The organism is Neorhizobium sp. LMR1-1-1.1 (assembly GCF_040675795.1).
GTDB lineage: Bacteria > Pseudomonadota > Alphaproteobacteria > Rhizobiales > Rhizobiaceae > Neorhizobium > Neorhizobium cellulosilyticum.
This window is the reverse complement of the sequence record NZ_JBEGHE010000001.1, coordinates 739,427-764,342: the sequence shown is the minus strand read 5'-3', so window position 1 is coordinate 764,342 and position 24,916 is coordinate 739,427. Positions and strand designations below refer to the sequence as shown.

Sequence of the window (24,916 nt, the reverse complement as noted above, 5' to 3'; positions counted from 1 at the left end):
CGCCTGCCAGAATGAGATTTCTGGACCGGAGGGTGCATGCTGTTAGGGCAGTCTATATTCCAGTCGGTCCTGACCCGGCTGAAGGAAGAACAGCGAGACGAAGAGGATACGGCACCCGATACGGCGGATTTCCGCATTCGCGGTCTTGGCGCCGGTTTTCTGACGCCCGATGGTCGCCCGGAATCTGCAAAAGCAGATGCAGGTAGCTATTTCGACTATCTTGCCGATTGGCCCGCAAGCGAGCCTGACCGCGTGACACCGAACTCAGGCGCGGCGACGGATGGAGAGGCTGCGCCACCACCGGAAAAACCCGTCATGCCAGCGCATCTCAATCGCCTGACGGAGGCGGAAATTGCCGAGGACCTAGCAATTTCCTCACTGGATAATGAGACATCGCTCAACGAAAAACGCCGGAAATTTGCCAAGCTCAATCATCCGGATCGGATAGATGCGGAATTTCGCGACAATGCGACGATCAGGATGAAAACCGCCAATCTTTTGATCGATCGGGCCCTAAACGCTCTTTACTGGCGCAAGTAAACGGCTTTTGCGGAGGGTCAATCCTCTGGCCGCTCCCTCGGCTTCACATCCTGTGAGGCCTTCCGGTCAAAGAACAGCTTGTAGGTGGCAAACAAGCCGACGATGGCGACAATCCCGGCCCATACCGCCTCGCCGGCATAAAGCTCGATTCCGACCCAGACGAAACATACGGCCGGGATAAGCACTCGGCGCCAGAGCGCATCATAAAATGGATGGTTAGGATCGATCATATAAATTGCCTCCTCCGACCGGACACACTCGGCTTTCACGGGGTATCCGGGTTGACAGGGAAAAATGCAAGATCACTGGCAGACAAACTCTCTTCACAGGCACGATTCCTGCTCACGTTTCCCGTCAATATTCACATTCCGCATCGACGCTCACCTCAGCATCGATTTTTCCGTCATCCATGGCGCGATTGGCATTGAAGCCTTTGCCGAGCTAGGCTAAGAACCACCCATCGGACACTGACGAGTCATCGTCATCACGGTTAGCACCCGTAGCTCAGCTGGATAGAGTGTTGGATTCCGATTCCAAAGGTCACAGGTTCGAATCCTGTCGGGTGCGCCATTTTTTGTCGGTCTGCCTCGCCACATAAGCCCGGATTCACTACCAATAAAGCCGGATTCTGACGGCATAAGTGTGGATTCGTCAGGTTTAAAGAGCTCCTATCGAGTCCTCGGACCACCAGTCGAATCTTCGGCTTTACTGTTGACAATTGAAAGTTGACAACGAAATTTGCAACAAAACAGTCCCAATCGGCTTCACCAGGTCGGACGATTTTGTTGATCACATAATGTTACAAATTTTTTGGCTCTAAAGGCGATCCCTGAGCGGCTTGAGTAAGTAGATCTTGCCGGGCACATCGGGGTCGGCTTAATTTTATCAGATAACACCAAGACCAAGGCTTTTTTACGAAAGATTTTTCAACTACTGTTTTTAAATCCGAAATATAACTCGATTTATTACACCAAGTTGCCCGCCCCTACGCTGGGGAAGCGCCGTCAGGGCCGAGGCCGAGGCTTCCCGGGCAACGAAGGTGGCCATCAGAAGCGGGCGGCGAATCCTGTCATCTGAGGATTGGTCCGACTGCCCCAAAGGACTTGGTCTCGAGTTCTTTGATCACTGAGCAAAGCCTGCGAATCGAGAGAAGCCAAGCTGGCGCAGAAGACTAACCGCAGCACTTTGTTGCGTTCACAGCCTCCCCGCAGCACGCCGACTTCGACTGCTCCGCTGCAAGCCAGCGATCGCGAGGCTTGCAGCTCGCAGGTCTGGCGGCGAGCTCCACTTGGAATGTTCCGGCATCAATTCGCGGCGCTGACGCACAATAGAGCGACATCGGCCGCACACCATCACTGACCTCGAACGTCAGCTTGGCGGATGGCTCAAGCCGGACGTGATCGGAGACTTTCCGGATGATCGCGGAGAACTTGCCCGCGGCCATGTGTGTCCGGCCGTCTTCGTCGACATCCCAGAGCTGAACGAAGATCTCGGACCAGGCTTCCGGGTTGGCGCCGCAGTCAAGGGCCGCGAACTGCCCGGCCTTGACCTCGGTGACATGGTAGCCGGCACGGACGGGATTGCCGTCATAGGTGAACACCAACGGTGCATCCGGAACGACCGCCAGAACGTCGAGGAGATGGCCCAGTGTGATGTCGGACGAAACTGCCTTGTCGATCGCGTTCATGTGCGATATCCCTTCTGTGCAATAATTCAAGGAATATTGAAGGATGGACGAACGTCAAGCCCTTTCGTCATTCGCGGCCCTCTCCCAGGAGACCCGCCTCGCCATCGTCCGGGCACTCGTTGTCGCTGGCCCAGAAGGACTGGCGGCTGGTGTGATCGCCGAACGCATGGGTGTATCGGCGACGAACGTATCATTCCACCTGAAGGAACTCGAGCGGTCGGGATTGATCTCACAGCGAAGGGAATCCCGCTCGATCATCTACAGCGCCAGCTACGAGAGCCTGGCCGATCTCGTGAAGTTCCTGATGGAGGATTGCTGTGCAGGACATCCTGCTATCCGGGAAAATGTCGAGAAGAGCGACACCTGCTGCAGTTCGGCTGATGAGGTAGCAAGTGCATAGTCGACAGGTTCTTGCCGGGATCGTCTCCGCGCTCGGGGTCACGCAGATCATCGGCTACGGCACTCTCTATTATAGTTTCAGCATTCTCGCCCCCGGTATGGCCGCCGATCTCGGCCTCTCGCTCTCGCAGGTCTTCGGGGTCTTCTCCATCTCCCTGTTCATCGGCGGCCTGTCAGCCACCTATCTCGGCAGGCAGATGGATCGGATCGGCGCCGCCACCATCATGACGATCGGATCCGCGCTTGCCGCGTTGACGTTAGCGCTTTGCGCCTGGTCGCCGTCGGTCGCGGTGTTCGCCATCGCCATCATCCTGCTCGAGGTTTCGTCGGGTATGGTGCAGTATCAGGCGGCATTCGCGGCTTTGGTCGAGAGCGATCCACGCACGGCATCCCGGAGCATCACCTACCTCACCCTGATCGGAGGCTTCGCATCGACGATCTTCTGGCCGATCTCGGCCGCACTTTCCGGATGGATATCGTGGCGTGAGATCTATCTGGTCTTCGCAGCGCTGAACCTGCTCCTCTGCATGCCATTGCACTTCTGGATAATGCGCGTCGGCAAGACCGGATCGAATGCGGATGCGTCCGCCCGGCCTCGCGAAGCTGTCATCGGGGCAATTCCCTTTAATGCGCGTCGCCGAAGCATGATCATGGTGTCATTCGCCTTCGCGCTTCTCGGGTTCACGCTTGCCGCGATCCTCGCGCATATGGTGCCGATGCTCGGTTCCATCGGGCTGGGAACTGCTGCCGTGGTGATCGGATCCCTGTTCGGCCCGGCACAGGTCGCCAGCCGCCTGATCAACATGGTCTTCGGAAAGAACCTGTCGCCGCCGGCACTCGCGGTGGTATCCGCAGTGCTGATCGTGTTCGGCATCCTGATCCTGCTGGCAACGGGAGACTGGCTGCCGGGGGCTGTCGCGTTTGCAATCTGCCTCGGGCTCGGTTCCGGCATCAACAGCATCGCGCAGGGAAGCCTGCCGCTCTATCTGTTCGGATCGGATGGATATGGCGCGATCACGGGCAAGATGGCGGCGGCTCGACTGGCGCTCGGTGCCGGGGCACCCTTCGCGTTCGCGGCCGCGATGGAGAACCTGGGTTTGAGCTTGTCGCTCATTGGAAACGCATGTCTTGGCGCGGTCAGCATCGCGGCATTCGTTGCGGTGGCGGCATCCTGTCGGCGGCCCGTCACCGCAACGGCCTAGCTCGTCAGATCGACTTCAGCGAAACCCGCTTCTCCAGCTCGGCTGCCTCTTCCTTCCGCTCGCTGTAGCGGTCGGTCAGGTAAGCCGAGGCATCGCGGGTCATGATGGTGAACTTCACCAGTTCCTCGCAGACGTCGACGACACGGTCGTAATAGGATGATGGCTTCATCCGGCCATCGGTGTCGAATTCCTGGAACGCCTTCGCCACGCTGCTCTGGTTGGGGATTGTAATCATCCGCATCCAGCGGCCAAGGATGCGCAACTGATTGACCGCGTTGAAGGACTGACTGCCGCCGGAAACTTCCATCACCGCCAGCGTCTTGCCCTGCGTCGGCCGCACGGAGCCGACCGATAGCGGGATCCAGTCGATCTGCGATTTCATGATCCCGGTCATCGCACCATGCCGTTCCGGGCTGATCCAGACATGGCCTTCAGACCACTGGGTCAGTTCGCGAAGTTCCTGAACCTTCGGATGGCTGACAGGCGCCTCGTCCGGTAGCGGCAGTCCCGCAGGATCGAAGATTCGAACTTCGCATCCCATACGTTCGAGCAGACAGCGGACTTCGAATGCGAGCAGACGACTGTATGACACCTCCCGGAGCGATCCGTAGAGGATCAGGATCCGTGGCTTGTGCGTGGAGAAGGCGGGCCGCAGGGATTCGATGTCGATCGGCTGGATGTGCTGGTCGTTCAGTGCGGGGAATGTATCAGGCAATGCGCTTTCCTTCATTGTCGAGGACCTGCTCACCGTCTTCCTTGGTGAAGGGCCCCGTGAATGCGTCGGCGGGCAGGATGTCGAGAACTGCCTCCGAAGGCCGGGCAAGCCTGGTACCAAGCGGGGTGACAACAAGAGGACGGTTAATGAGGATCGGTGTCGCGATCATCGCATCCAGCAATTGCTCGTCGGTCAGGTCGGGATTGTCGAGACCAAGCTCGGCATAGGGCGTGCCCTTCTCCCGGATCGCCTCGCGAATGGTCATGCCAGCGTCGGAGATCATCTTCGCGAGCCGGTCCCGCGTCGGCGGTTTCTGGAGATACTCGATGACGGTGGGCTCGATCCCGGCGGCGCGGATCAGCGCCAGCGTGTTGCGAGACGTGCCGCAGGCCGGGTTGTGGTAGATGGTGACATCCATGATCATGTCCTTTCGGTAGCGGTTGTTTTTGCGACGGCGGAAGATGCCTCGTACCAGCCCTTGGAACGGTTCACGATCCAGACGACGGACAGCATCACCGGGACCTCGATCAGAACTCCGACGACTGTGGCGAGCGCCGCGCCCGACTGAAATCCGAACAGGCTGATGGCGGCGGCGACGGCCAATTCGAAGAAGTTGCTGGCACCGATGAGTGCGGAGGGTCCGGCGACGCAATGGCGTTCTCCCGACATCCGGTTCAGGAGGTAGGCGAGACCCGAGTTGAAGTAGACCTGGATCAGAATCGGAATCGCGAGCAGAGCGATGATGGTCGGCTGCGCGATGATCTGCTCGCCCTGGAATGCAAAGAGAAGCACGAGGGTGGCTAGCAATGCGACAAGCGACATCGGTTGAAGCTTGGCAAGCAGGCTGTCGAGCGCCCAGGTGGTTCCGTCTGCGATTAGACGGCTTCGAAGCACCTGCGCAATGATGACGGGCACGACAATGTAGAGGGCAACGGACAAGGCAAGCGTTGCCCACGGCACAGTGATCGCAGAAAGACCGAGCAGCAGACCGACGATCGGCGCGAAGGCGATGACCATGATCGCGTCGTTCAGTGCTACCTGAGAGAGCGTGAACATCGGCTCTCCGCGCGTCAGGTTGCTCCAGACGAAAACCATGGCGGTACATGGAGCCGCGGCAAGGATGATCAGGCCTGCGATGTAGGAGGCGATCTGATCCGCTGGCAGATAGGGTCGGAAGAACCAGCCGACGAACAGCCATCCCAGAAACGCCATCGAGAACGGCTTGACCGCCCAGTTGATGAACAGCGTGACACCGATCCCGCGCCAGTAGGAACCAACCTGCGTGAGCGACCGGAAATCGATCTTCAGCAGCATCGGGATGATCATCAGCCAGATCAGGATGGCGACTGGGATGTTCACCTTGGCGATCTCGGCGGACCCGACGATCTGGAAAAAGCCGGGCATGAGATGGCCGAGACCCACACCGACGGCGATGCAGAGGAAGACCCAGACGGTCAGGTATCGTTCGAAAGTGGACATCAGGATGCCTTCCCTTGCGGCGAGGTCGAGCCCTCCATCGCACCGATCTGCCGGAGCCTCGTCTCAAGAGCCATCCGATCGATCGAGGTGATCGGCAGGTTGATGAAGGCTGAGATGCGGTTCTTCAGGAAGCGGGCAGCCTGCGCAAAGGCGCGTTGGATCTCGACCTCGGATCCGACCGCGGCAGCAGGATCCTCGACACCCCAGTGCGCCGTCATCGGATGCCCGATCCAGACCGGGCAGGCCTCGCCCGCGGCGCTGTCGCAGACGGTGAAGACGAAGTCCATCTCGGGCGCATCGGGTTCCGCGAAGACATCCCAGCTCTTGGACGAGAAGCCCGTTGCCGAATACCCCAAGGCGGTCAGCTCCGCCAAGGCATGAGGGTTTACCTCGCCTTTCGGCTGGCTGCCGGCGGAATAGGCCTTGAAGCGCCCGCCGCCTTCCTTGTTGAGGATGGATTCGGCGAGAATAGAGCGAGCGGAATTGCCCGTGCACAGGAAGAGCACGTTGTAGGTTTTTTCAGTCATGGTCGTTGTCCGTTTTAGGTCGGAGGCCTTTGGAGCTTCATGATGGTTGCCGACGATGGGCAGATGGAGGAAAGCTGACGGGTGTCGAGAACTGCCGGAGGCACACTCTCCCGCGGAACTTCGGAGAACCCGATAGTCGAGAAGAATGGGGCAGCAGTGGTGGTCGCGAGATAGACGTCGCCATTGCGATCCAGACCTCGAAGGGTCTGCTCGACGATGGCCTTCCCGAAGCCCCGACCGCGATGTCCGGAAAGCACGACTACCGAACGCAGAAGGAAGTCGCTCCCGCACTGCTCTATCCCGCAGAAGCCGATCACCTCGACACCATCAGAACGGGCTTTGAAGAATGTCCGTCCCGCCTCCTGGATATCTTCGGTCGGAAGCTGCGCTGTGGCGAGTGCGTCGCGGAGATCATCATCGGAACCGGACACAGGTTCGAGCGAGACAGGATTCAACATGGTTTCGCCTCCGGGTTGCAACACGGCGTCAGCTCCGCGATAAGCGGTGCGCAGAGTTCTATCGAGCCGCCGCAGCAGTCCTTGAGCAGGAACAGCGTCAGGTCACGCAGACCATCCAGATCTGCCCGGTAGATGATCGATCTGCTCTGCCGCTCGCTCTTGACGAGTCCAGCCCGCGAAAGCGTTGCGAGATGGGCCGACATCGTATTCTGCGGTACGTCAAGCAACCGCGCGAGTTCGCCTGCGGGAATGCCGTCGGGTTCGTGCCTCACCAGCAACCGGAAGGTCTCAAGGCGGGTGTTCTGGGCCAGTGCAGCGAGCGCCGCGATCGCAGAGTTGCTTTCCATATATCCAGAATAATAGATATAACATCATTGTCAATCCTCGGATATGGCGCTCCTTGCTGACCCGCCGTTGACGTGGGCGCGCGCAGCATCCATCTGATGAGGATGGCAAAGAAGAAAGAAAGCGCGGAACCGGAACTGATGAAGACGTGGTCACTGCCAACGTCGATGACGATCGGATCAGCGGTGCGCGCCAAGGGCATCCTCCAGGAAATCCGCGCCCGTTTTCCGTTCGCGGTTCGGAAGGCGCTGGATCTCGAAAGCGGAATTCTGACGCTGGCGATGCCTGAGACATCGAGAGCGATCTTCCGCGCAACCTCCGCATCGACAACCGAGATGCTCGCCGAGATGGAAGCTCTTCCCGTCATCCCCCGGGAGATAGAAGACATCCTGGCGATCTCCACCTCGGAACGGCGGCGCTGGCTGGAGGATGGTCGCCTCCCCTCAGCAGGCACGCGAACTGTGAAGCTGCGTGGGCGCGCCCGTCAGATAACTTTCCACGTTTTCGATCCGGCCGTGGTGGTGGACATCCTCGACCGCGGTGCCGTCGATGAATGGCGCGAGGACGATATAGCTGCGGCGGCCGAGAAACGCCGTCAGTCGGCCATGAAAGCGAAACTCACGAGATCGCTTCGGAAAGGCAAGAAGAAGACCATGCGAAAGGACGGAGCGGACCCGTCACCGTTGCGGGGATGGGACGAGTTCGATGCTGAAGGCTTCCTCAAATAACCTCCGCTCAAGGGAAAAATTCCCGCGCCTCATCAAGAATGAACATGGTCTCATCAGACCAGTCCGACTATATCGCCGACAGGACAGCAAGTTCGCCGGATCGCCAGACATTATCTACCGTGTTCCGAGTGATCACCCAGATGTCGCCGCTTCGAGCCAGTTCGACATCGTAACGGTTCTTCATCAGATAGTGGCGGGTTCCGTCGTTCCGGAGAACGTGCTGTGCTTCAACGAGCACATCCACACAGGCAATGTCGCCATTGATGGTCACGCGCGGGTTGCTGATGGAATGCGTCGTGTCCAGAGTGCTGAGGGAAGTCAAGAGCGCGGATACGATGGCCTCTCTCCCTTCGATAACCGGGTACTCGAATCCTGCCTTTGCGGCAGCCGGGCGAAAATCCGAAACCGCGTTCTCCGACAGCGAGGACGCAAGAAGCTCCTTGTCGCGAAGATCGATGCCGGCGGCGAAACGATACAGGGCCTCGACAACAGCGAGCTTGTCGGCGGTCTGTTGGGCAAATGAAGGTGAAGTCGTCATGAACATGGTCCTTTTCAGGCCGGAGGCTCGCTGAATGCAAGCCATCCGCGGCAATAGCGGTCGTGGCGAGGGATCCTTGAGGGTCGGCTACTCGAGATCGGCATCGATGCGGGTGATCAGGCCATCCTGTCCCACGACGATCTTGAGGATCCCGATCTCGTGGCCGAAGTCGCCCGTGAAGTCGACCCGGACAAGCGCGTTGGAACTGTCCTCTTCCTCGATCGCCAGTAGCTTGGTTCTGGTGCTGTAGCCGACAAAAAAGCGTTCGAGATAAAGGCGGACACCATCCCTGCCCTTGAAAGCGCTGCCAACGGAAACATCGTCTATGACCGCGTCGGTCGCGAACAGGGACAGTGTGCGCTCGATGTCGAAAGCGTTTGCGGTCCGGATGAAGTTTTCGACGAGCTTCTGCATGATTTGCTCCTCAGACATCGATGATCGTCGTGTCGGCGATTGTCTCGGCGAAACCATCGCCGAACAGCTCCGCAGGTGTCTGGAATCCCGGACGCGCCTCCCCGTTGAGAATACGGCGGCCAGCCTCCGCAACCGCGATTGCCGTGAATGAGTATCCGTTGACCGTATCAAGGATCGACCGGACGACGGCGCCATCAGAATCCGTCACCTCGGCGACGGCCTTGTAACGGTTTTCCCGACGTTCCTCCTCGGTCGGGCCGTCTGGAAGAGCCGACAGATCGCCTTGGGGAAATCCTCCGCCTGTCACATGCACGAAGGTCTCGATATTCGAGACGCCCGTGGCTCTCCAGATGGTGATGAGATCTGGAAGCGTGACCTGGAAACTGTCGACAGCCCCCTGTCCGAAGTCGAGCTTCTGGATGCTGTTGGCGACCGCCACAAGCTCGCCATCGACGCGCGCCAGGGTTTCAGCCGAAATGTTCTCGGTCGCGGTGATGGCGGATCCCCGTGACATGCCGCCCGCGACATGCATCGCGATCCGAATGCTACAGGGATTCTTGACCCTCGCGACCGCATGACCGGCAAGGCTTCCCAACATCGCCACGCTGCCCCCGCCGCCCGGCAAAAGCGTCACGCCTGCAGCTACCGCCTCGGCACCCAGTTGTTCTGCGAGGCGGTAGCTGTCGAGCTCGGCCGCGGTGTCGATATAATGCACGCCGTTGCGGATGGATGCTTCCATCATCGGCTTCGCCGTGCGCAGGAAGGGGCCTGCAGCATTCACGATGACGGCGACATCCGTCAGCGAGCGGTCGATCAGTGCGTCGTCATCGAGAGCGAACACGCGATATTCGACACCGAGTTTCGCGGCCAGGTCAGCAAGTGGCTTTTTGCTTCGCCCACCCAAGACAACAGGCGTTCCAGCCCTAGTCGCATGCTCCGCCACCATGCGGCCGGTATAACCCGTCGCACCGTAGATCATCAGTTTTGTCATTTTAGTGCTGCCATTCCTTGTAGACGAATTCGAGTGAGTAGCCGTCCGGATCACGGACCTGCGCCGCGTAATATCGGGGGTCGTAATGAAGCTGTGGTCCGGGCGGATGGATCTCGATGGCACCTGCCGCCATCGCTGCGGCATGGGCGGTATCTACCTGTGCCGTCCCATCGGCAACAAAGCCGATATGGGCGGCGCGGCCTTCGACGATGCCCTCGCGGAGCCAGAAGAATACCCGACCGTTCGCGCCGAAACCCTTGAGATCGGGATGGCTGGGAGGTCCGTCTTTGCCATCGTAGTCGACGGCATGGACGATCCCCAGGGGCGCTAGTGCCACTTCATAGAAGGCGATCGAACGATTGATGTCGCTGACCGAGATGAAGACGTGATCGAGCATGCGGCTCTCCTTGTGCTTAGATGATGTAGCCGCCTGCCACTTCGATGTTCTGGGCGTTGATCCAGCGGCTCTCTTCGGATAGCAGGCTGGCGATAACGCCGCCGATCTCTTCCGGCTCGCCGACGCGACTGAGAGCCGTCTGCCCGGCGAGCATGGCTTCGAAATCGTTGTTCAGGCCGCCGCCGAGTTCGGTGCGGATTGCGCCGGGAGCAACCGAGTTCGCCCGAATACGGCGCTCGCCGAATTCCTTGGCCATGTAGCGCGTCAGCACTTCAAGGCCACCCTTGAACGATGCGTATGGCGATACGCCCGCAGTGGCGACACGGCTGGTGGCGCTCGTCATATTGATGATGTGGCCGCCGTCTTCCATCAGCGGAAGAAGAGCCTGCGTCAGGAAGAATGGTCCCTTGAGGTGAACCTCGAAGAGGCCGTCGAACTGCTCCTCCGTCACCGTGGAGAACGGCGCATAGAGGCCATATCCCGCATTATTGACGAGGTAGTCGAAGCTCTCTCTGCCCCAGACCGCCTTTAGCTGTGCTTGCACCGCACCGCGGAATTCGGGGAATGAACGGCTATCGGCAACATCGAGCTTCAACGCCACGGCTTTACCGCCCATTTCCACGATCGTGCTGACGACTTCATCGGCTTTCTCCGGATTGCTATTGTAGGTGACGATTACCCCCATGCCGCGCTCTGCGCACTTGAGGGCTGTGCTGGCTCCGAGACCCCGGCTGCTTCCGGTAACGATGACGATCTTCATGGGTTTCTCCATTCATCTGGTGTGAGATGAAGCTACGTCCGCAGCCTGCCGGGCGCTCACCTATTCCTCCCTGAAACTTGCCTGTTTCTGCTTCACGCTTGCGCCCACCTGTGAGGTCTGCCACGGTCGGCTCATGGAAAAGCAACTGAATGAACTGCGGGCACTGGCCTCGAAGGCCGAAAACAGGCGGACGGAAACGGGCATTCCCCGCGTCGCCATGGTCCAGGGCGAGATCCCCGAACACCAGCTCGCCGCTGTCTACGATCCCATGGTCAACCTGATCCTGACGGGATCGAAGACGATGACGGTCGGCGATCGGACGTTTCATTACGACCCGGCAACCTACTTCGTGATGTCCGTCGATCTCCCGGCCGTGGGATCAGTCCATCCTGCAGCTACTGGCGAACCCTATCTCGCCGTCAGCCTGACGCTCGATCCCACCATTGTCGGCGCGTTGATCCGCGACCTTCCGGTGAAGGTCTGCAGCAAACTGTTCGGATCAGGGTTCTCGGTCGCCCCGGTCAACGAGGATTTTCTCGACGCCTGGATCCGCATGCTCAAGCTGATGGATCGTCCCGACGAGATCACGGTGCTATCTCCCACCTACGAGCGCGAGATCCTGTTCCGCGTCCTGCAGGGGCCGCTCGGCTGGATGTTGCGCGACATCGCAACGCCTGACACCGCACTCTCGCGCATCAGCGTGGCGATCGACTGGATCCGACAGAATTTTGCCGAGCCGATCAGAGTTGAAGCGCTTGCGGAGATGGCCGCCTTGAGCGTGTCGGCATTCCATCGTCACTTCAAGGCTGTGACGGCGCTTAGCCCGCTCCAATATCAGAAGCGCGTACGCCTTCTGCACGCGCGTTCGCAACTCATTGCGGGCCAGGGAAATGCGACATCCATCTCGTTCGGGGTGGGATACGAAAGCCCGAACCAGTTCAGCCGTGAATACGCCAGGCTGTTTGGGCTCCCTCCCTCGAAGGATCTGGCAAAGGCCGTGCGGGATCTGCACGTCGCATAGTCGATCATCCGCTTGTCGAAGTCGGTAGTGCCCCCACATAGCAGGCACCTGCCTCACGACAGATCACATCAAGGATATCGATCAATGGGCAGCTCTCACTGAGATTATCCAAGGTTTTCAGCGGGCGAAATGATTTTGACCTCGTCAACGCAGTCGACAAATTGCCGGCTGTCGCAAAACCTGTTTCCCAGCAAGTGTCCAAACGCAAAAAGCCCGGATTGCTCCGGGCTTTCGCTTAGAATATGCGGTCGAATTAGAACGAGCGCTGCAGACGCAGGAAACCGTCCCACTTGTCGGCAGAGTCGGTGCCGTTATCAACGTCGGTGTAGTTGATCGTTGCCTTGGCGGCGAGGTTGGTGGTGATGGCGTAGTCAGCCGTCAGACCAACGCGCCATGCGTCACCGCCGTCGAAGTCGCCGTCGCTGTCGAGGCTGACCTTATCCCAGTACTGGGCACCCGGGGTCAGGCTGAACTTGTCGGTGAGCTTGATGGCGTATTCCGCACCGATCGTCCACTCGGAAGCGTCGAAGTAACGGTTCTGTCCGAAGGAGTAAGCAGCGAAGATGCCGAGCGAACCCGGGCCGAGCTCTGCAGTCAGCGTGGAAGCGAGAGCTGCATTTTCGTTGTCGAAGTCATAACCAGCGAAGAAGTCGGCGGTTACGCCACCGAACTTGCCGGTGATGACGCCGTTGATGCCGATTTCGTCAGCATTGCCTGCATCATCGGTCTTGTAGCCAGCCTGAGAGTTGAACGCGTCAACCTGACCGTAAACCGAGAACGCACCGCCATCATAGGTGTAACGGATGGAGTTGTTCAGCGTGTCAGCGCCTTCGCCACCGTTGTTGTACGGACGGTCGTCGGCGAGAACGGTCTCACCCGGAAGTCCTGTATCGAAGTAGTTGTAGAAGTAACCAACGCGGAAACCGCCGAGTTCGATATAGGTTTCGTTCAGAGCGAAATCGCTCGTGTCATTGGCATTGTTGTTGGCGCGAAGCGTGATGCGTGAACCAAGTGCACCGAATTCGGTGTCGGACTTTGCCGAGAGGTAAAGCTGAGCGCGCGTGTTGGTGCGGTAGCCAGCGTCGTTGCCGGACAGATCATCGTCGCTGCGGCCATCGAGCTGTACGCGGACATAACCGCCGATCTTGAGGCAGGTTTCGGTGCCCGGGATGTAGAAGTAACCGGTGCCGAAGGCGTCACAAACGCGGACATATTCCATCGGCTCGGGCTCTGCCGCGACGATCGCATCGGCGGCCTGCGCGCCGGATACTGCTGCGAGAGCTGCAGCGGAGCCGAGAAGGAGGCTCTTGATGTTCATTATGATCTCCATTGAGATGATGGACCGCGGCTCGGAGCCCCCACCCACCAAATTGAAAAACCGAAGGCATATTCGGTGAGCAATGAATACGAGGGGCTGCCGGGAGGTGAAAGCAGCAGCACTTGCCGTCAGGGCGAGAACGGAGTGCCGTGATCAAGGATGTTGCCTAGCCGCATCGGTTTGTAACCGTACGTAATGTGATGGTAATCAAACCGTATCAACGACGGGAAGCGGCCATGTTTCTGCGACAAAGACGCGGAGGCCTTTATCTCGTATTCCGGCCACGCATAGCGGCCTGATTCCCGATGCCGAGATTGGTGGAAAAAGCTGCCAAAGACGCAGAAACACTGCGAAACAGGGCTTATGCAGCGCCTGCCTGGTCCATCAATCGCGGTAGCATGATAACAGCGCGAGCGCCGCCCGAATCTGCTTCCTCGTAACGGATCTTGCCCTGGTGGGCGTCAATGATCGACTTGGCCAAGGCAAGGCCGAGGCCGCTTCCGCCCGTATCCCTGCAGCGAGATTCTTCAAGGCGAACAAACGGGTTGAAGACGCGGGTCCGGTCCGCCTCGGGAATGCCCGGGCCGTCATCATCAATAAGGAGACACACGTCTCCCATTGCCGGACGAACGAAAATCCTCGCCCGGTAGCCGTAGCGCAGCGCATTTTCCACGACATTGCGAACAGCACGCTTCAAGGCGCCCCGGCGGCCATGGATAAAGAACCGGTGTGGATTGACGAGAGTAATGTCGCCTCCTGCGACGACCAAGTCCGCAATCAGCTCCTGCATCAGATCTTCGAACTGAAATACGGTTTCCGTCTCCGTGGTGTCATAGCCGCGGGAAAGCGAGAGCGCGCCATCAACCAGTTCCTGGATCTCATCGAGACACACGCCAAGCCGATCCTTGGAATCACCGTCATCGAGAAGCTCGATCCTCAATCGCATCGCAGTGATCGGAGATTTCAGATCGTGGCCGATCGCCCCGAGCATCTTGGCGCGCTCGTTGAGCAATCTGGTGAGGCGTGCCGCCATGTCGTTGAAGGCATGAGTGAGCTTTCTAAGCTCGGAAGGGCCGGAAGCCGAGATGGGCTGTGGGCTTTCGCCTCGACCAAGATTGTCGGCGGCGTTGGACAGATGCTGAAGCGGCGTGGTGATCTTTGCAACGATGATCCACACGACCGCCACGACGATCAGGATCGTTACAAGGATTGTTGCCATGAGTTGCCATGCCCATGTCTTTGGCAGGCGCATCACGTCACGCGCAGTAAGCCACCGGCCGTCATCCAGGGTGATGGAAGCCAGAAGCACCAAATTACGGCCGGGCTTGCTGGCGTGGCCCATTATTTCATGGCTCGGCGCAATTTCTGTTGCAGCAAGGATGAAACCATCCCCGACGGTTACACCGAATTTGTTCTTGAGAAAGATTGCGATGTCATCAGAGGGCAGCAGCTCATCACGCACCTGTGGAGCCGCATCGGTAATCGTAAACTGCATGCCCCATTCTGAGGGGGTTTTGATGATCGCTTCATCGTCAGCTGCGGGCAGGGTCCTCAGCAATTTTGCGGTACTGAGCAGTCGCTCGACTGCATCGAAAGCCCGATAACCAAGAATCTGCTTGTTCTTGTCATGCATGAAATAGGAAATGCTGAGTATCTGCGCCGCAAGCAGACAGCCGAGGAGCAGCAGGATAAGCTGTCCTCGAACGCTTTGGGGAACGCCGATTTTCATGTTTCAGACCTTGGTCACATCCGCAACGAGGCAGTAGCCGCCTCCGCGCACGGTGATGATGAGTTCGGGACGATCCTTACTCTGTTCGATCTTTCGCCGCAATCGGCTGACCTGATTGTCGATGGCGCGATCGAACGGGCCTGCACTGCGCGCCGAAGTCAGCTCAAGCAACCTCTCCCGTGACAGGATGACCCTTGGTCGCTCGAGAAACGCCATCAGCAACTGAAAGTCTGCAACGGTGAGCGGTGTCTCCACACCGTCCTCGTCGACGAGGCAGCGGCGATCAATCTGAAGGGACCAGTTACCGAAACGAAGCACCTGACCACCATGCTCCCCGCCGAGCGAAGGCGCCGACGGCTCGTAACGCCGCAGGATCGCCTTGATGCGCGCCACAACTTCGCGCGGATTGAACGGTTTTGCGAGATAGTCGTCCGCTCCGAGCTCAAGGCCGATGATGCGGTCCGTCTCCTCGTTGAGCGCACTCAGCATCAGGATTGGAATCTTGCTTGTGGCTCTGAGCCGATGGCAAATCGCCAATCCGTCCTCGCCCGGCAACATGACGTCGAGAACGATCAGATCGAACCCTCCGGACGTCAGGACCCTGTCCATTTCCTTGCCACTGTCCACCGCAACCGCCCGCATACCTACCTTCTCCAGGTAGAGCCTCAGAGCATCACGGGTCTGGGCGTGGTCGTCGACAATCAGGATATTAGGAGAGCTTGCCATGGTAGCGATTTATCCGATGCCAGATCGCCACGCATCAGGATTTTTGTAACGGCACGTCGCAGATACTTCGACTGCGACAAACCGATACCATTCTGGCTTTTGTCAGGGATAATCCGGAGACAAACATTCGCTATAAGGATTTCGTCGAAGAGTTCGAAATTCTTACCCGGTCAATGGTAGCGTCGAATTCTCCGTTGATGTTGACGCTGTGAAAAGAACCACCTTTCACAGCTCCTTGCTTTGGAAGCGCAATCGGAACCGCCGGTTTATTCTCGACCTCCAGTCAGGACACCACTCGGTTGCGCTTCCAGCCTCCCCCCTCCACACAGGCAACTGACTTCCTTTGTCCTTCGGCTTGAACTAAATTCCGTGTCACGGGTTTCTGTTCATCGCAAAAGCCGCACCCAGCGAAGGAAGCTGTTCAATGAAACGATTGCTTGTCATAGCTCTTGCGGCAGCAACGCTGACCGCCTGCAACTCCACGGGCAACCCCGAATTTCGTGCAATAGATTATGGACCCGGCATAGCACCTATCGCCGGCAGCCTCACGTATGGCGGGAAAGCCAACGCCCGGTTTGGAAACATGCCTGTCGGCTATACTTTCACCCACGAGTTTTTCAGCAGCTTCGGAAGCCGCGTCGAAGAGCGTTACCGCGTCCTGGAAGATGGTAGCCTCGACATCTACAGCCGCCGGATCACGCCGATCACCATCAGCCACGGACGCTAGTTACCTCATCTGCGCAACAGCGTTTGTCACCGAGCGGAACAGACCGCCCCGGCAGTCGTTTTCCTCCCAACAAAATGGAGGCCACAATGGCAGAAGACAGAGACGCGCGCGAAGCGATTGAACGTGGCAGTGCCTACGCAGGGACCGGACGCCACCCGGCAGCCGGACCTCACGCCAAGGATAGCCTGACGGACCACGATAAGACACCGGGCACTGGATCTCTGCCTGCAAAGGACAGCAAGGACACCGATTCCGGGCCGGAATGAACCAAAAAGCGGCGTCGTCATTTCCCAGGCGTCCGCTTTCCCATGTGAGCGAAACGGTTAATCCACTTGCCCGCCCCTCTCCCGCCGGTTAACACCGCGTGAGGGTAATGCGGGATGGGCATGATGACGGGCGGGACCATCACTCTTTATGAAGCGATCGGCGGTGATGTGGCGGTAAAAGCGTTGGTGAAGCGTTTTTACGATTTGATGGACACTTTGCCCGAGGCACGCAATTGCCGTGCGATCCATCCAGAGAATCTCCAGGACAGTGAAGCAAAGCTTTATGAATACCTGACGGGATATCTCGGCGGTCCTCCCGTCTATGTCGAGAAGTATGGCCATCCGCGACTGCGCTCCCGCCACTTCGGCGCAGCAATAGGGCCGGCCGAACGCGACGAATGGCTTTTATGCTTCAGCCGCGCGCTGGACGAAACCATTGAAAACCCAAAACTACGCGACATCATCTGGCCGCCGATCGAGCGCCTTGGCCATCACATGCAGAATAGGGAATAGGCTCTTGGAAAATTTAGCGAAAATGCGCCCGTTGATTCTCTTCGTCAGCGGTTTGATGGGTCTGTCCGGCGTGGCGCTCGCAGCCGCATCAAGCCATGGCGGCGACACGCATTTCCTTGGCAATGCCTCCACCATGTGCCTTGCCCACGCACCGGTTCTGCTGGCGCTTTATCTTGGTCACGCAACATTCAGGACAGCAACGCTTTCCGCCCTCACCCTTGGTTTGGGGACAATCCTATTTACCGGCGATCTCGTGTCGCGGCATTATCTCGGAGACAGGCTTTTTCCGTTCGCGGCACCGGCAGGCGGCTCGTTGATGATGCTCGGCTGGCTATTGGTAGCGGCAGGCGCCTTCCTTGGCCGCCGCACCTGACCCCTCATGTCGTCTGCCGATTTTACCTGCGGAACAACAGCACCTTGCCCGCCTCCCATGACGGTACGGTCGTGGGGCTTACAGTGGCATGGTCGGCAAAACGGATGACATTGTCATCACTCCAGTCCTCCCGGCTGCGGCTTGCCAGAATTTCGTAAAGCTCCGGCACCAGTCCCTCGCCATTCTGCTCCGCCAGCTTGTGCAGGCCGATAAACAGGCTGGGATCAGGACGCTCGTCTCTCATCGTTTTTTTCCTTCATCGTCTGGAGCGCACGTTCAAGGCTCGATTTCGAGCCGTTGCGCAGCGGGACGAAGGTGACGCCGAACTTCTTGCAGCCGGTCTTCACCCTCAGACACGCATCGTGGCTGATACAGTCGATGGGGCAAAACACGCAGTCGACGGAGGGAAGCACGGTATCGATACGGGAGACGGCCTCACGCAGGCCACCGTCATGATGGATCAGTTCGGCCCCGTGACGAGTCGCGATTTCACGCAGATGAGCGACCTGACAGTCACGGCCACCGACATAAAGGAAGCTGCGGACATCGATCGCATCACGATCCGGTTTCGCCTGCTGGGCCGCAGATGCCGCCTCGCTTGCGCCGCCATTCTTCCGTTTCTGCTTCTTCGCCATCACGCCTCGCCTGATCGATTCTCGTCTCGGGAACCTTCGGTGAGCGGCACCTTAGATAAGTTGACTATCAGAGTAAAGATTAAACGTGAGGATCACACTCATATTTATCGAGCAGTCGGGACAGCAATTGGAAGCAACCGAAGATCACCCCTCCAACGTCTCTTAGAGGCGGTTTTCGACCGACGTCATGCGGATGCCGACAAAATTGTCGCGGTCGTCGGACACTATTTCACCGTGGCCGATCGTCTTTCCGTTCACCTGGATCTCGACAGGCTCACCAAAACGTTTGTCGAGCCTGAACCATGATCCCTGCTTGGCTGCTGCCAATTGAGCGACGGAAACTTTCGCCCTACCGATGACAACCTGAACTTCGACGGGAATTTCACCAAGGCGGGCGCGAGAGGGAGCCGGCTGCATTGAGCTTTCCTCCGACACCGGAAATTCTGGAAATACTGGAGACGGCTTGCCGGCAAGGTCGTTGATCATAATGGTCACCTTCTGAAATGTGTGGGGCGCGACTCACTCGAAAATAAACGCTGCGCCCCCCGCATTCGCCCCGGACAGACAGCCGTCCTTAACGAGTCGTTAACTTCCACAGTTGACGGATCATAAAGACGCAAACACGACAGGTGATCACGAAACCGGTTAAGAATGCCCGCTGCGCATCGTACGTGTCCGTACAACGGTGGAAGCGCGCATGCGTTTCAGTGTCGTCAGAGGTAGTCCGCCCTTGGCCAGGGAATTGATAAAAAACGTGTCTTCCGCCTGCGAAAACACAAGGACCATCTTATCCTTCATTACGTTCCGCTTGGCACAGGTGAAGATGACCTCGTTCTCACCAAGACAAAGATAGAAGTGGTCAGGCAGAAACTCCACCGCCCCGGCCTGAATGAGGGCGCCGGTCTCGCATATCCCGACAATCCGGACCTGCAGGCTGGAAAAGGACTTCACTCCGCCATTCGGATAAACGGCACGAGCGATAATATTAGTCCTACGATATCGGACGTGCGGATTGTCGTTCGCCCCATAGAACTGAGCAAGATAATGGCGAGGCTTGCTGTTCTCCAACATGATGGCGACCCGGAAATGGTTAAAACAATCTTAACACCGTACCGGACTGGGAAAACACGTTCAATTATCAGATTTAAGGGGTATTTCAGAGACTTGGCACATTCACAGAAGGATAAGTCCGCCCGCGATGGGAGGCCGTCGTGAATAGTGAAAATGCTTATCGGAGGGCTGGAAACTGTCGGCAAGCCGCTGGCTTGACGGAAAACGGGAGGAAGGACACCTGTCCCGACGCGGGCAACCGCAAGCTTTACAGCTTGCGCTCCGCGGGAAGGCCGCCCGCATGGCAGGCGGCCGATTGCCCTTGGATCATGACCCTCACAGTCGAGTGAAGGCCGCAGAAAATAGAAACGCAGAGCCGCTCAGGCGGTGACGTCGATGACGACACGGCCTCTGATCTGGCCGTCGATGATGGCCTGCGCAAGTTCCGGCAGCTTCGACATTGGCTCGACAGTTGTGATGGCGTCGAGTTTCGACTTGTCCAGATCGCGCGCCAGCCTGCTCCATGCCGAAAGACGCTGCTCCTTCGGCGCCATGACCGAGTCCACACCGATCAGGGCAACGCTGCGCAGGATATGCGGCAGAACGGTCCCCGGAAGATCCGCACCGCCCGCCAGACCACAGGCGGCGATCGCCCCGCCCCGCGCCGTCTGCGCCAGCGCATTGGCAAGCGTTGTCGAACCGACGCTGTCGACGCCGCCCGTCCAGCGCTCCTTCTGCAGAGGTCCGCCCTTCTGCTGCAGTTCAGCGCGATCGATGAAATTCGTCGCACCGAGCGATTCAAGATAGGGATGGGTCTCGGGCCGACCTGTCGAGGCGGTGACATTGTAGCCGCGGGCGGAAAGCAGCGCGATTGCCACCGAACCGACGCCGCCGGCAGCGCCGGTCACCAGCACTTCGCCCTCGCCCGGCTTGATCGCGCCCCATTTTTCAAGCGCATCGACGCAAAGCGCCGACGTGTAACCCGCCGTGCCGATCGCCATCGCCTGCTGCAGGGAAAATGCCTCCGGCAGCGGGATCAGCCATTCGGCCTTCACCCGCTGATAGCGCCCATATGCACCCGGTTCGGTTTCCGAAAGGCCCCATCCGTTCACGATCACCTTGTCGCCCGTCTTCCATTCTGCCGACCGTGACTCGACGACCGTGCCGGAAATATCGATACCGGCGATCAGCGGCGTGCGGCGGGCAATACGACCTTTGCCGGTGATTGCCAGCCCGTCCTTATAGTTCAGCGTCGAGTAGGCGATCTCGACGAGGACATCGTTGTCGGGCAGGTCTGTGAGGGAAACCTCCCGAAAACCCGCTGCCGGCTTGCCGTCGACAGTATCGATGACCATCGCCCTGAACGTTTCAACCATTTCGTCACTCCAATTGCTTTGATCTACGGATCCGTATTTAGGGCCGCCGCCGGTTCCGGCTATTGATGCAGGTCACGATAGCCGGAACCAAATACCCCCGCGATCCGCCGCATGGTGCATCATCGTCAAGCTTGCCGGCAGAAATTTTACCGTTTGATAAAATTTTGAGCCGTGTTACGATCTGCCCAATAGTTGTCCATAACCATATAATGAGGGAACTCGGATGGAGCGACTGGGAAGCGGGATCGAGGCCGGCAGGCTCTCGACCAACGAATACGCATCGAATTTTTCCGACCTTCACCCGCGCCTTGACAAGCATGAGGCGCTGGTGGCGTCAGACCGCTGTTACTTCTGTTACGATGCACCATGCATGACGGCCTGTCCCACCGCCATCGATATCCCGCTTTTCATCCGGCAGATATCGACTGGCAACCCGCTCGGATCGGCTAAAACCATCTTCGCTCAGAACATTCTCGGCGGCATGTGCGCCCGCGTCTGTCCCACCGAAACGCTCTGCGAGGACGTCTGCGTCCGCAACACGGCCGAGGACCGACCGGTCGAGATCGGCAGGCTGCAGCGCTACGCAACCGACATCGCCATGGAGGCCGGACGGCAGTTCTTCGAGCGCAAGGCATCGAGCGGAAAGAGGATTGCCGTTGTCGGCGCAGGCCCCGCAGGCCTTGCCGCGGCACACCGGCTGGCGGTCAACGGCCACGATGTCACCATTCTTGAAGCCCGCGAAAAATCCGGCGGCCTCAACGAATATGGCATCGCCACCTACAAGGCGGTGGACGATTTTGCCCAGCGCGAAGTGGATTATGTCACCGCCATCGGCGGCATCGCCATTGAACACGGCAAAGTGCTCGGCCGCGACTACTCGCTCTCGGACCTGACCGCAGAATATGATGCCGTCTTCCTCGGCATGGGTCTCTCCGGCGTCAACGGATTGGGCGTCGAGGGCGAAAACCTCTTTGGCGTCGATGACGCCGTCGATTTCATCGCGGCACTGCGTCAGACCGAGGACAAGGCAACTGTCCCGATCGGCCGCCGTGTCGTCGTCATCGGTGGCGGCATGACCGCGATCGACGCCGCGATCCAGGCAAAGCTGCTCGGCGCAGAGGAAGTGACGATCTGTTACCGCCGCGGCAAGGAAAACATGAACGCCTCGACCTGGGAGCAGGATCTTGCAGCCTCGAAAGGCGTCATCATCCGCCACTGGCTGGCCCCGAAATCGATCATCGGGAAGGACGGAAAAGTGGCCGGAATCGAAGTCGACTATACCGCGATGACCGACGGCAAGCTCGCCACCACCGGCGAGACCGGCATTATCGCCGCCGACCAGATTTTCAAGGCCATCGGCCAGAGCTTTGTCGCCACCGGCCTCGGCGCCCTGCAGTTCGACAAAGGCAAGATCGTTGTCGACAGCCAAGGCCGCACGTCGATCGAAAACGTCTGGGCCGGCGGCGACTGTATCGGCACCGGCGAAGACCTCACCGTTTCGGCGGTCGCTCAAGGGCGCGATGCTGCCGAAAGCATCAACAGCATGCTCGCAGCCGGCGCTCAGCCGGCCAGTGCAGTGGCCTGAGGGGAGTTTTCAACCATGGCTGATATCCGCAACAATTTCATCGGCATCAAATCCCCCAATCCCTTCTGGCTCGCGTCGGCCCCACCGACCGACAAGGCCTACAATGTCGAGCGCGCCTTCAAGGCCGGCTGGGGCGGCGTCGTGTGGAAGACGCTGGGCGAACAGGGACCGCCGGTCGTCAACGTCAATGGCCCGCGCTATGGCGCGATTTGGGGCGCAGACCGCAGGCTTTTGGGCCTCAACAATATTGAACTGATCACCGACCGCGACCTCTACACCAATCTCATCGAGATGAAGCAGGTGAAGAAGAACTGGCCGGATAGGGCGATCGTCGCCTCGATCATGGTTCCTTGCGAGGAAAACGCCTGGAAGGCGATCCTGCCGCTGGTGGAAGAGACGGAAGTCGACGGCATCGAGCTGAACTTCGGCTGTCCTCACGGCATGTCGGAGCGTGGCATGGGCTCCGCCGTCGGTCAGGTGCCGGAATATATCGAGATGGTGGTGCGCTGGTGCAAGCAGTATACCCGCATGCCGGTCATTACCAAGCTGACACCGAACATCACCGACATCCGGCACCCTGCCCGTGCAGCAAAGCGCGGCGGTACCGATGCCGTGTCGCTGATCAACACGATCTCCTCGATCGTCTCGGTCGATCTCGACAGCTTTTCGCCCAACCCGTCGATCAACGGCAAGGGCAGCCACGGCGGTTATTGCGGCCCGGCGGTCAAGCCGATCGCGCTCAACATGGTCGCCGAGATCGCCCGCGATCCGGAAACCTACGGCCTGCCGATCTCCGGCATCGGCGGCGTGACGACATGGCGTGATGCGGCCGAATTCCTGGCGCTCGGCGCCGGCAATGTGCAGGTCTGCACCGCGGCCATGACTTACGGCTTCAAGATCGTCGAGGAGATGATCACAGGCCTGTCCAACTGGATGGACACGAAGGGCCATCAAACCCTGGACGAGATCACCGGCCGCGCGGTGCAGAACGTCACCGACTGGCAGTATCTCAACCTCAACTACATCGCCAAGGCACATATCGATCAGGACGCCTGCATCAAATGCGGCCGTTGTCACATCGCCTGCGAGGACACGTCCCACCAGGCGATCACCGCGATGGTCGACGGCGTCAGGCATTTCGAGGTGAAGGAAGAGGATTGCGTCGGCTGCAACCTCTGCGTCAACGTCTGTCCGGTGGAAAACTGCATCACCATGGAAGCACTCCCCGCAGGCTCCCTCGACCAGCGCACCGGCCGCCCGGTCGATCCCAACTACGCCAACTGGACAAGCCATCCCAACAACCAGATGGCGCGACAGGCGGCGGAATAGGATTAGAGAAGAAGGTCGGTCGCCCTCAGTTCGGCCGACCTTCTATTGCCCGAATGTCTTCCTGTAAGCTGCCGGGCTTGTGCCCAGCCGCTTGCGGAAATGATGGCGCAAGGTCGCCTGTGTGCCGAAACCGCAGGCGATTGCGATATCGTCCAGCGAGGATGAAAACCGTTTTTCGAGCAACTCGCGCGCCAGCCTCACGCGCTCTTTCACCAGCCACTCCCCCACGCTGTCGCCGGTCGCTGCCTCGAAACGGCGCTGGAAGGTGCGCATGCTCATCCCGGCCCGTTCCGCCAGCATCCGGATCGACTGCTCCTCGCAAAGCCGCTCGCGCATCCATTCGATCAGCGGCCCAAGCCTGAGACCTTCTCTCTGTTGCGGCACCGGTGCAGCGATGAACTGCGCCTGCCCTCCTTCGCGATGCGGCGGTACGACAAGCCGGCGGGCAACGCTGTTGGCCGCCTCGACACCGAAATCGCCGCGCACCACATGCAGGCAAAGATCGATGCCGGCAGCGCTTCCTGCAGCTGTCAGCGTATTGCCCTCATCCATATAGAGAACATCAGCATCGAAGGCGGCATCGGGATAAGCCTTAGCGATTGCCTCCACATACCGCCAATGCGTCGTCGCGCGCCGTCCAGATAAAAGGCCGGCAGCGGCCAGAACCGCAACGCCCGAACAGAGCGACATGACCCGCGCTCCCCGCCGATGCGCTGCCTGCAGCGCCTCGATCAGCGGCGCCGGCACCGGCTCGCCGATCCCGCGCCAGCCCGGAACGATGATAAGGTCGGCCGCGGCCACAACCTCCAGTCCGGCATCGACGGAAACGGTCAAGCCGCCCGCCGCGCGCAGCGGCCCCGGCTCAACACCCGCGACGGAGAACCGATACCAGCCCTCCCCCATTTCCGGTCGCGCCAGACCGAAGACCTCATGGGCGATGCCGAATTCGAAGGTGCAAAGCCCGTCATAGACAAGGGTGACGACATGCGGACCGCTTGTCCGGTGAGTAAGTTGCTTTGGCATGATTTTTACGCCGCAAGTCACAATGGCCAATTTCAGCCATCTCTATCATCAGGCATGATCGCCCG

The 24,916-nt window shown here is 59.1% G+C and carries 33 protein-coding genes and 1 tRNA gene; 12 read left to right on the top strand and 22 right to left on the bottom strand.

Going from position 1 to position 24,916, the window contains the following annotated elements; genetic code table 11:
* Window positions 1-36: 36 nt before the first annotated feature.
* Window positions 37-540, top strand: a complete 504-nt coding sequence (locus tag MRBLMR1_RS03530) for a hypothetical protein (RefSeq protein ID WP_148145742.1) — start codon at window positions 37-39, stop codon at window positions 538-540.
* A gap of 17 nt (window positions 541-557) precedes the next feature.
* Here MRBLMR1_RS03530 and MRBLMR1_RS03525 read toward each other — a convergent pair whose 3' ends face one another.
* Window positions 558-770 carry a DUF3329 domain-containing protein gene (locus MRBLMR1_RS03525; RefSeq protein ID WP_148145743.1) on the bottom strand — a complete coding sequence of 71 codons (213 nt, stop codon included), beginning with the start codon at window positions 768-770 and terminating at the stop codon, window positions 558-560.
* A gap of 263 nt (window positions 771-1,033) precedes the next feature.
* On the opposite strand from MRBLMR1_RS03525, the gene MRBLMR1_RS03520 reads away from it, so the two are divergent.
* A tRNA-Arg gene (locus MRBLMR1_RS03520) sits at window positions 1,034-1,110 on the top strand.
* Window positions 1,111-1,711: 601 nt separating this feature from the next.
* On the opposite strand, the gene MRBLMR1_RS03515 is transcribed toward MRBLMR1_RS03520, so the two are convergent.
* Entirely contained in the window at window positions 1,712-2,227 is a 516-nt protein-coding gene (locus tag MRBLMR1_RS03515) for a DUF6428 family protein (RefSeq protein WP_148145744.1), read from the bottom strand.
* Between the two features lie 43 nt (window positions 2,228-2,270).
* Between MRBLMR1_RS03515 and MRBLMR1_RS03510 the strand changes: the two genes are divergently transcribed.
* Both MRBLMR1_RS03510 and arsK read left to right on the top strand, forming a co-directional pair.
* On the top strand, window positions 2,271-2,627 hold the full coding sequence (locus MRBLMR1_RS03510) for a metalloregulator ArsR/SmtB family transcription factor (RefSeq protein WP_148145745.1): 357 nt from the start codon (window positions 2,271-2,273) through the stop codon (window positions 2,625-2,627).
* Window positions 2,620-3,828 (top strand): arsenite efflux MFS transporter ArsK, encoded by a 1,209-nt coding sequence (arsK, locus tag MRBLMR1_RS03505; protein ID WP_148145746.1) that lies wholly within the window; start codon window positions 2,620-2,622, stop codon window positions 3,826-3,828. The genes MRBLMR1_RS03510 and arsK overlap by 8 nt, the downstream gene beginning before the upstream one ends.
* A gap of 4 nt (window positions 3,829-3,832) precedes the next feature.
* On the opposite strand, the gene arsH is transcribed toward arsK, so the two are convergent.
* Genes arsH through MRBLMR1_RS03475 form a run of 6 tightly spaced genes read right to left on the bottom strand, consistent with a single transcriptional unit; the run spans window position 3,833 to window position 7,354 of the window.
* Window positions 3,833-4,558, bottom strand: coding sequence for an arsenical resistance protein ArsH (gene arsH / locus MRBLMR1_RS03500; RefSeq protein ID WP_148145747.1), 726 nt, complete (start codon window positions 4,556-4,558; stop codon window positions 3,833-3,835).
* Window positions 4,536-4,961: an arsenate reductase (glutaredoxin) gene (arsC, locus tag MRBLMR1_RS03495; RefSeq protein ID WP_148145748.1), complete on the bottom strand. Its 426-nt coding sequence runs from the start codon at window positions 4,959-4,961 to the stop codon at window positions 4,536-4,538. Before arsC ends, arsH begins: the two co-directional genes overlap by 23 nt.
* A gap of 2 nt (window positions 4,962-4,963) precedes the next feature.
* A complete protein-coding gene (gene arsB, locus MRBLMR1_RS03490; protein ID WP_148145749.1) occupies window positions 4,964-6,022 on the bottom strand; it encodes an ACR3 family arsenite efflux transporter in 1,059 nt (352 codons plus the stop codon).
* Window positions 6,022-6,549, bottom strand: coding sequence for an arsenate reductase ArsC (locus MRBLMR1_RS03485; RefSeq protein ID WP_148145750.1), 528 nt, complete (start codon window positions 6,547-6,549; stop codon window positions 6,022-6,024). The genes arsB and MRBLMR1_RS03485 overlap by 1 nt, the downstream gene beginning before the upstream one ends.
* Before the next feature lie 14 nt (window positions 6,550-6,563).
* A complete protein-coding gene (gene arsN2, locus MRBLMR1_RS03480) occupies window positions 6,564-7,007 on the bottom strand; it encodes an arsenic resistance N-acetyltransferase ArsN2 (protein ID WP_148145751.1) in 444 nt (147 codons plus the stop codon).
* Window positions 7,001-7,354: an ArsR/SmtB family transcription factor gene (locus MRBLMR1_RS03475; protein ID WP_148145752.1), complete on the bottom strand. Its 354-nt coding sequence runs from the start codon at window positions 7,352-7,354 to the stop codon at window positions 7,001-7,003. The genes arsN2 and MRBLMR1_RS03475 overlap by 7 nt, the downstream gene beginning before the upstream one ends.
* Before the next feature lie 102 nt (window positions 7,355-7,456).
* On the opposite strand from MRBLMR1_RS03475, the gene MRBLMR1_RS03470 reads away from it, so the two are divergent.
* On the top strand, window positions 7,457-8,080 hold the full coding sequence (locus tag MRBLMR1_RS03470; protein WP_148145753.1) for a hypothetical protein: 624 nt from the start codon (window positions 7,457-7,459) through the stop codon (window positions 8,078-8,080).
* A 67-nt stretch (window positions 8,081-8,147) separates the two neighbouring features.
* On the opposite strand, the gene MRBLMR1_RS03465 is transcribed toward MRBLMR1_RS03470, so the two are convergent.
* From MRBLMR1_RS03465 to MRBLMR1_RS03445, 5 genes are all read right to left on the bottom strand, one after another.
* Entirely contained in the window at window positions 8,148-8,618 is a 471-nt protein-coding gene (locus MRBLMR1_RS03465; RefSeq protein WP_148145754.1) for a nuclear transport factor 2 family protein, read from the bottom strand.
* A gap of 87 nt (window positions 8,619-8,705) precedes the next feature.
* The gene (locus MRBLMR1_RS03460) at window positions 8,706-9,032 is read right to left on the bottom strand and encodes a nuclear transport factor 2 family protein (protein ID WP_148145755.1); all 327 of its coding nucleotides are present in this window, start codon (window positions 9,030-9,032) and stop codon (window positions 8,706-8,708) included.
* 10 nt (window positions 9,033-9,042) lie between these two features.
* Entirely contained in the window at window positions 9,043-10,023 is a 981-nt protein-coding gene (locus MRBLMR1_RS03455) for a saccharopine dehydrogenase NADP-binding domain-containing protein (RefSeq protein ID WP_148145756.1), read from the bottom strand.
* A 1-nt stretch (window position 10,024) separates the two neighbouring features.
* Window positions 10,025-10,420 (bottom strand): VOC family protein, encoded by a 396-nt coding sequence (locus tag MRBLMR1_RS03450; RefSeq protein ID WP_148145757.1) that lies wholly within the window; start codon window positions 10,418-10,420, stop codon window positions 10,025-10,027.
* A gap of 16 nt (window positions 10,421-10,436) precedes the next feature.
* Window positions 10,437-11,180 (bottom strand): SDR family oxidoreductase, encoded by a 744-nt coding sequence (locus MRBLMR1_RS03445; protein WP_148145758.1) that lies wholly within the window; start codon window positions 11,178-11,180, stop codon window positions 10,437-10,439.
* Between the two features lie 133 nt (window positions 11,181-11,313).
* Between MRBLMR1_RS03445 and MRBLMR1_RS03440 the strand changes: the two genes are divergently transcribed.
* A complete protein-coding gene (locus MRBLMR1_RS03440) occupies window positions 11,314-12,201 on the top strand; it encodes an AraC family transcriptional regulator (protein WP_148145759.1) in 888 nt (295 codons plus the stop codon).
* Between the two features lie 253 nt (window positions 12,202-12,454).
* Here MRBLMR1_RS03440 and MRBLMR1_RS03435 read toward each other — a convergent pair whose 3' ends face one another.
* The 3 genes from MRBLMR1_RS03435 to MRBLMR1_RS03425 form a co-directional block, all read right to left on the bottom strand.
* Window positions 12,455-13,519, bottom strand: a complete 1,065-nt coding sequence (locus MRBLMR1_RS03435) for a porin (RefSeq protein WP_148145760.1) — start codon at window positions 13,517-13,519, stop codon at window positions 12,455-12,457.
* Between the two features lie 361 nt (window positions 13,520-13,880).
* Window positions 13,881-15,248 carry an ATP-binding protein gene (locus MRBLMR1_RS03430; protein ID WP_148145761.1) on the bottom strand — a complete coding sequence of 456 codons (1,368 nt, stop codon included), beginning with the start codon at window positions 15,246-15,248 and terminating at the stop codon, window positions 13,881-13,883.
* A 3-nt stretch (window positions 15,249-15,251) separates the two neighbouring features.
* Window positions 15,252-15,974, bottom strand: a complete 723-nt coding sequence (locus MRBLMR1_RS03425) for a response regulator (RefSeq protein ID WP_148145762.1) — start codon at window positions 15,972-15,974, stop codon at window positions 15,252-15,254.
* A gap of 424 nt (window positions 15,975-16,398) precedes the next feature.
* Here MRBLMR1_RS03425 and MRBLMR1_RS03420 point away from each other — a divergent pair, with 424 nt between their 5' ends.
* From MRBLMR1_RS03420 to MRBLMR1_RS03405, 4 genes are all read left to right on the top strand, one after another.
* A complete protein-coding gene (locus MRBLMR1_RS03420) occupies window positions 16,399-16,701 on the top strand; it encodes a lipoprotein (protein WP_148145763.1) in 303 nt (100 codons plus the stop codon).
* An 86-nt stretch (window positions 16,702-16,787) separates the two neighbouring features.
* A complete protein-coding gene (locus MRBLMR1_RS03415; protein ID WP_148145764.1) occupies window positions 16,788-16,967 on the top strand; it encodes a hypothetical protein in 180 nt (59 codons plus the stop codon).
* Window positions 16,968-17,090: 123 nt separating this feature from the next.
* Window positions 17,091-17,480 (top strand): group II truncated hemoglobin, encoded by a 390-nt coding sequence (locus MRBLMR1_RS03410; protein WP_148145943.1) that lies wholly within the window; start codon window positions 17,091-17,093, stop codon window positions 17,478-17,480.
* A 22-nt stretch (window positions 17,481-17,502) separates the two neighbouring features.
* Window positions 17,503-17,853: a DUF423 domain-containing protein gene (locus MRBLMR1_RS03405; protein ID WP_183685230.1), complete on the top strand. Its 351-nt coding sequence runs from the start codon at window positions 17,503-17,505 to the stop codon at window positions 17,851-17,853.
* Window positions 17,854-17,875: 22 nt separating this feature from the next.
* Here MRBLMR1_RS03405 and MRBLMR1_RS03400 read toward each other — a convergent pair whose 3' ends face one another.
* The 5 genes from MRBLMR1_RS03400 to MRBLMR1_RS03380 all read right to left on the bottom strand — a co-directional run bounded on the left by MRBLMR1_RS03400 (window position 17,876) and on the right by MRBLMR1_RS03380 (window position 20,914).
* Window positions 17,876-18,097 carry a hypothetical protein gene (locus MRBLMR1_RS03400; RefSeq protein WP_148145766.1) on the bottom strand — a complete coding sequence of 74 codons (222 nt, stop codon included), beginning with the start codon at window positions 18,095-18,097 and terminating at the stop codon, window positions 17,876-17,878.
* Entirely contained in the window at window positions 18,078-18,488 is a 411-nt protein-coding gene (locus tag MRBLMR1_RS03395; RefSeq protein ID WP_148145767.1) for a DUF2325 domain-containing protein, read from the bottom strand. The genes MRBLMR1_RS03400 and MRBLMR1_RS03395 overlap by 20 nt, the downstream gene beginning before the upstream one ends.
* A gap of 162 nt (window positions 18,489-18,650) precedes the next feature.
* Window positions 18,651-18,974: a FliM/FliN family flagellar motor switch protein gene (locus tag MRBLMR1_RS03390; protein WP_148145768.1), complete on the bottom strand. Its 324-nt coding sequence runs from the start codon at window positions 18,972-18,974 to the stop codon at window positions 18,651-18,653.
* A gap of 159 nt (window positions 18,975-19,133) precedes the next feature.
* Window positions 19,134-19,559 carry a hypothetical protein gene (locus tag MRBLMR1_RS03385; protein ID WP_148145769.1) on the bottom strand — a complete coding sequence of 142 codons (426 nt, stop codon included), beginning with the start codon at window positions 19,557-19,559 and terminating at the stop codon, window positions 19,134-19,136.
* 359 nt (window positions 19,560-19,918) lie between these two features.
* The gene (locus MRBLMR1_RS03380; RefSeq protein WP_148145770.1) at window positions 19,919-20,914 is read right to left on the bottom strand and encodes an MDR family oxidoreductase; all 996 of its coding nucleotides are present in this window, start codon (window positions 20,912-20,914) and stop codon (window positions 19,919-19,921) included.
* Between the two features lie 223 nt (window positions 20,915-21,137).
* On the opposite strand from MRBLMR1_RS03380, the gene MRBLMR1_RS03375 reads away from it, so the two are divergent.
* Both MRBLMR1_RS03375 and preA read left to right on the top strand, forming a co-directional pair.
* Window positions 21,138-22,499, top strand: coding sequence for an NAD(P)-dependent oxidoreductase (locus MRBLMR1_RS03375; protein WP_148145771.1), 1,362 nt, complete (start codon window positions 21,138-21,140; stop codon window positions 22,497-22,499).
* A 15-nt stretch (window positions 22,500-22,514) separates the two neighbouring features.
* Window positions 22,515-23,828 (top strand): NAD-dependent dihydropyrimidine dehydrogenase subunit PreA, encoded by a 1,314-nt coding sequence (gene preA, locus MRBLMR1_RS03370; RefSeq protein WP_148145772.1) that lies wholly within the window; start codon window positions 22,515-22,517, stop codon window positions 23,826-23,828.
* Window positions 23,829-23,870: 42 nt separating this feature from the next.
* Here the strand turns inward: preA and ftrA are convergent, their stop codons facing one another.
* A complete protein-coding gene (ftrA, locus tag MRBLMR1_RS03365) occupies window positions 23,871-24,872 on the bottom strand; it encodes a transcriptional regulator FtrA (RefSeq protein WP_148145944.1) in 1,002 nt (333 codons plus the stop codon).
* Between the last annotated feature and the right edge of the window lie 44 nt (window positions 24,873-24,916).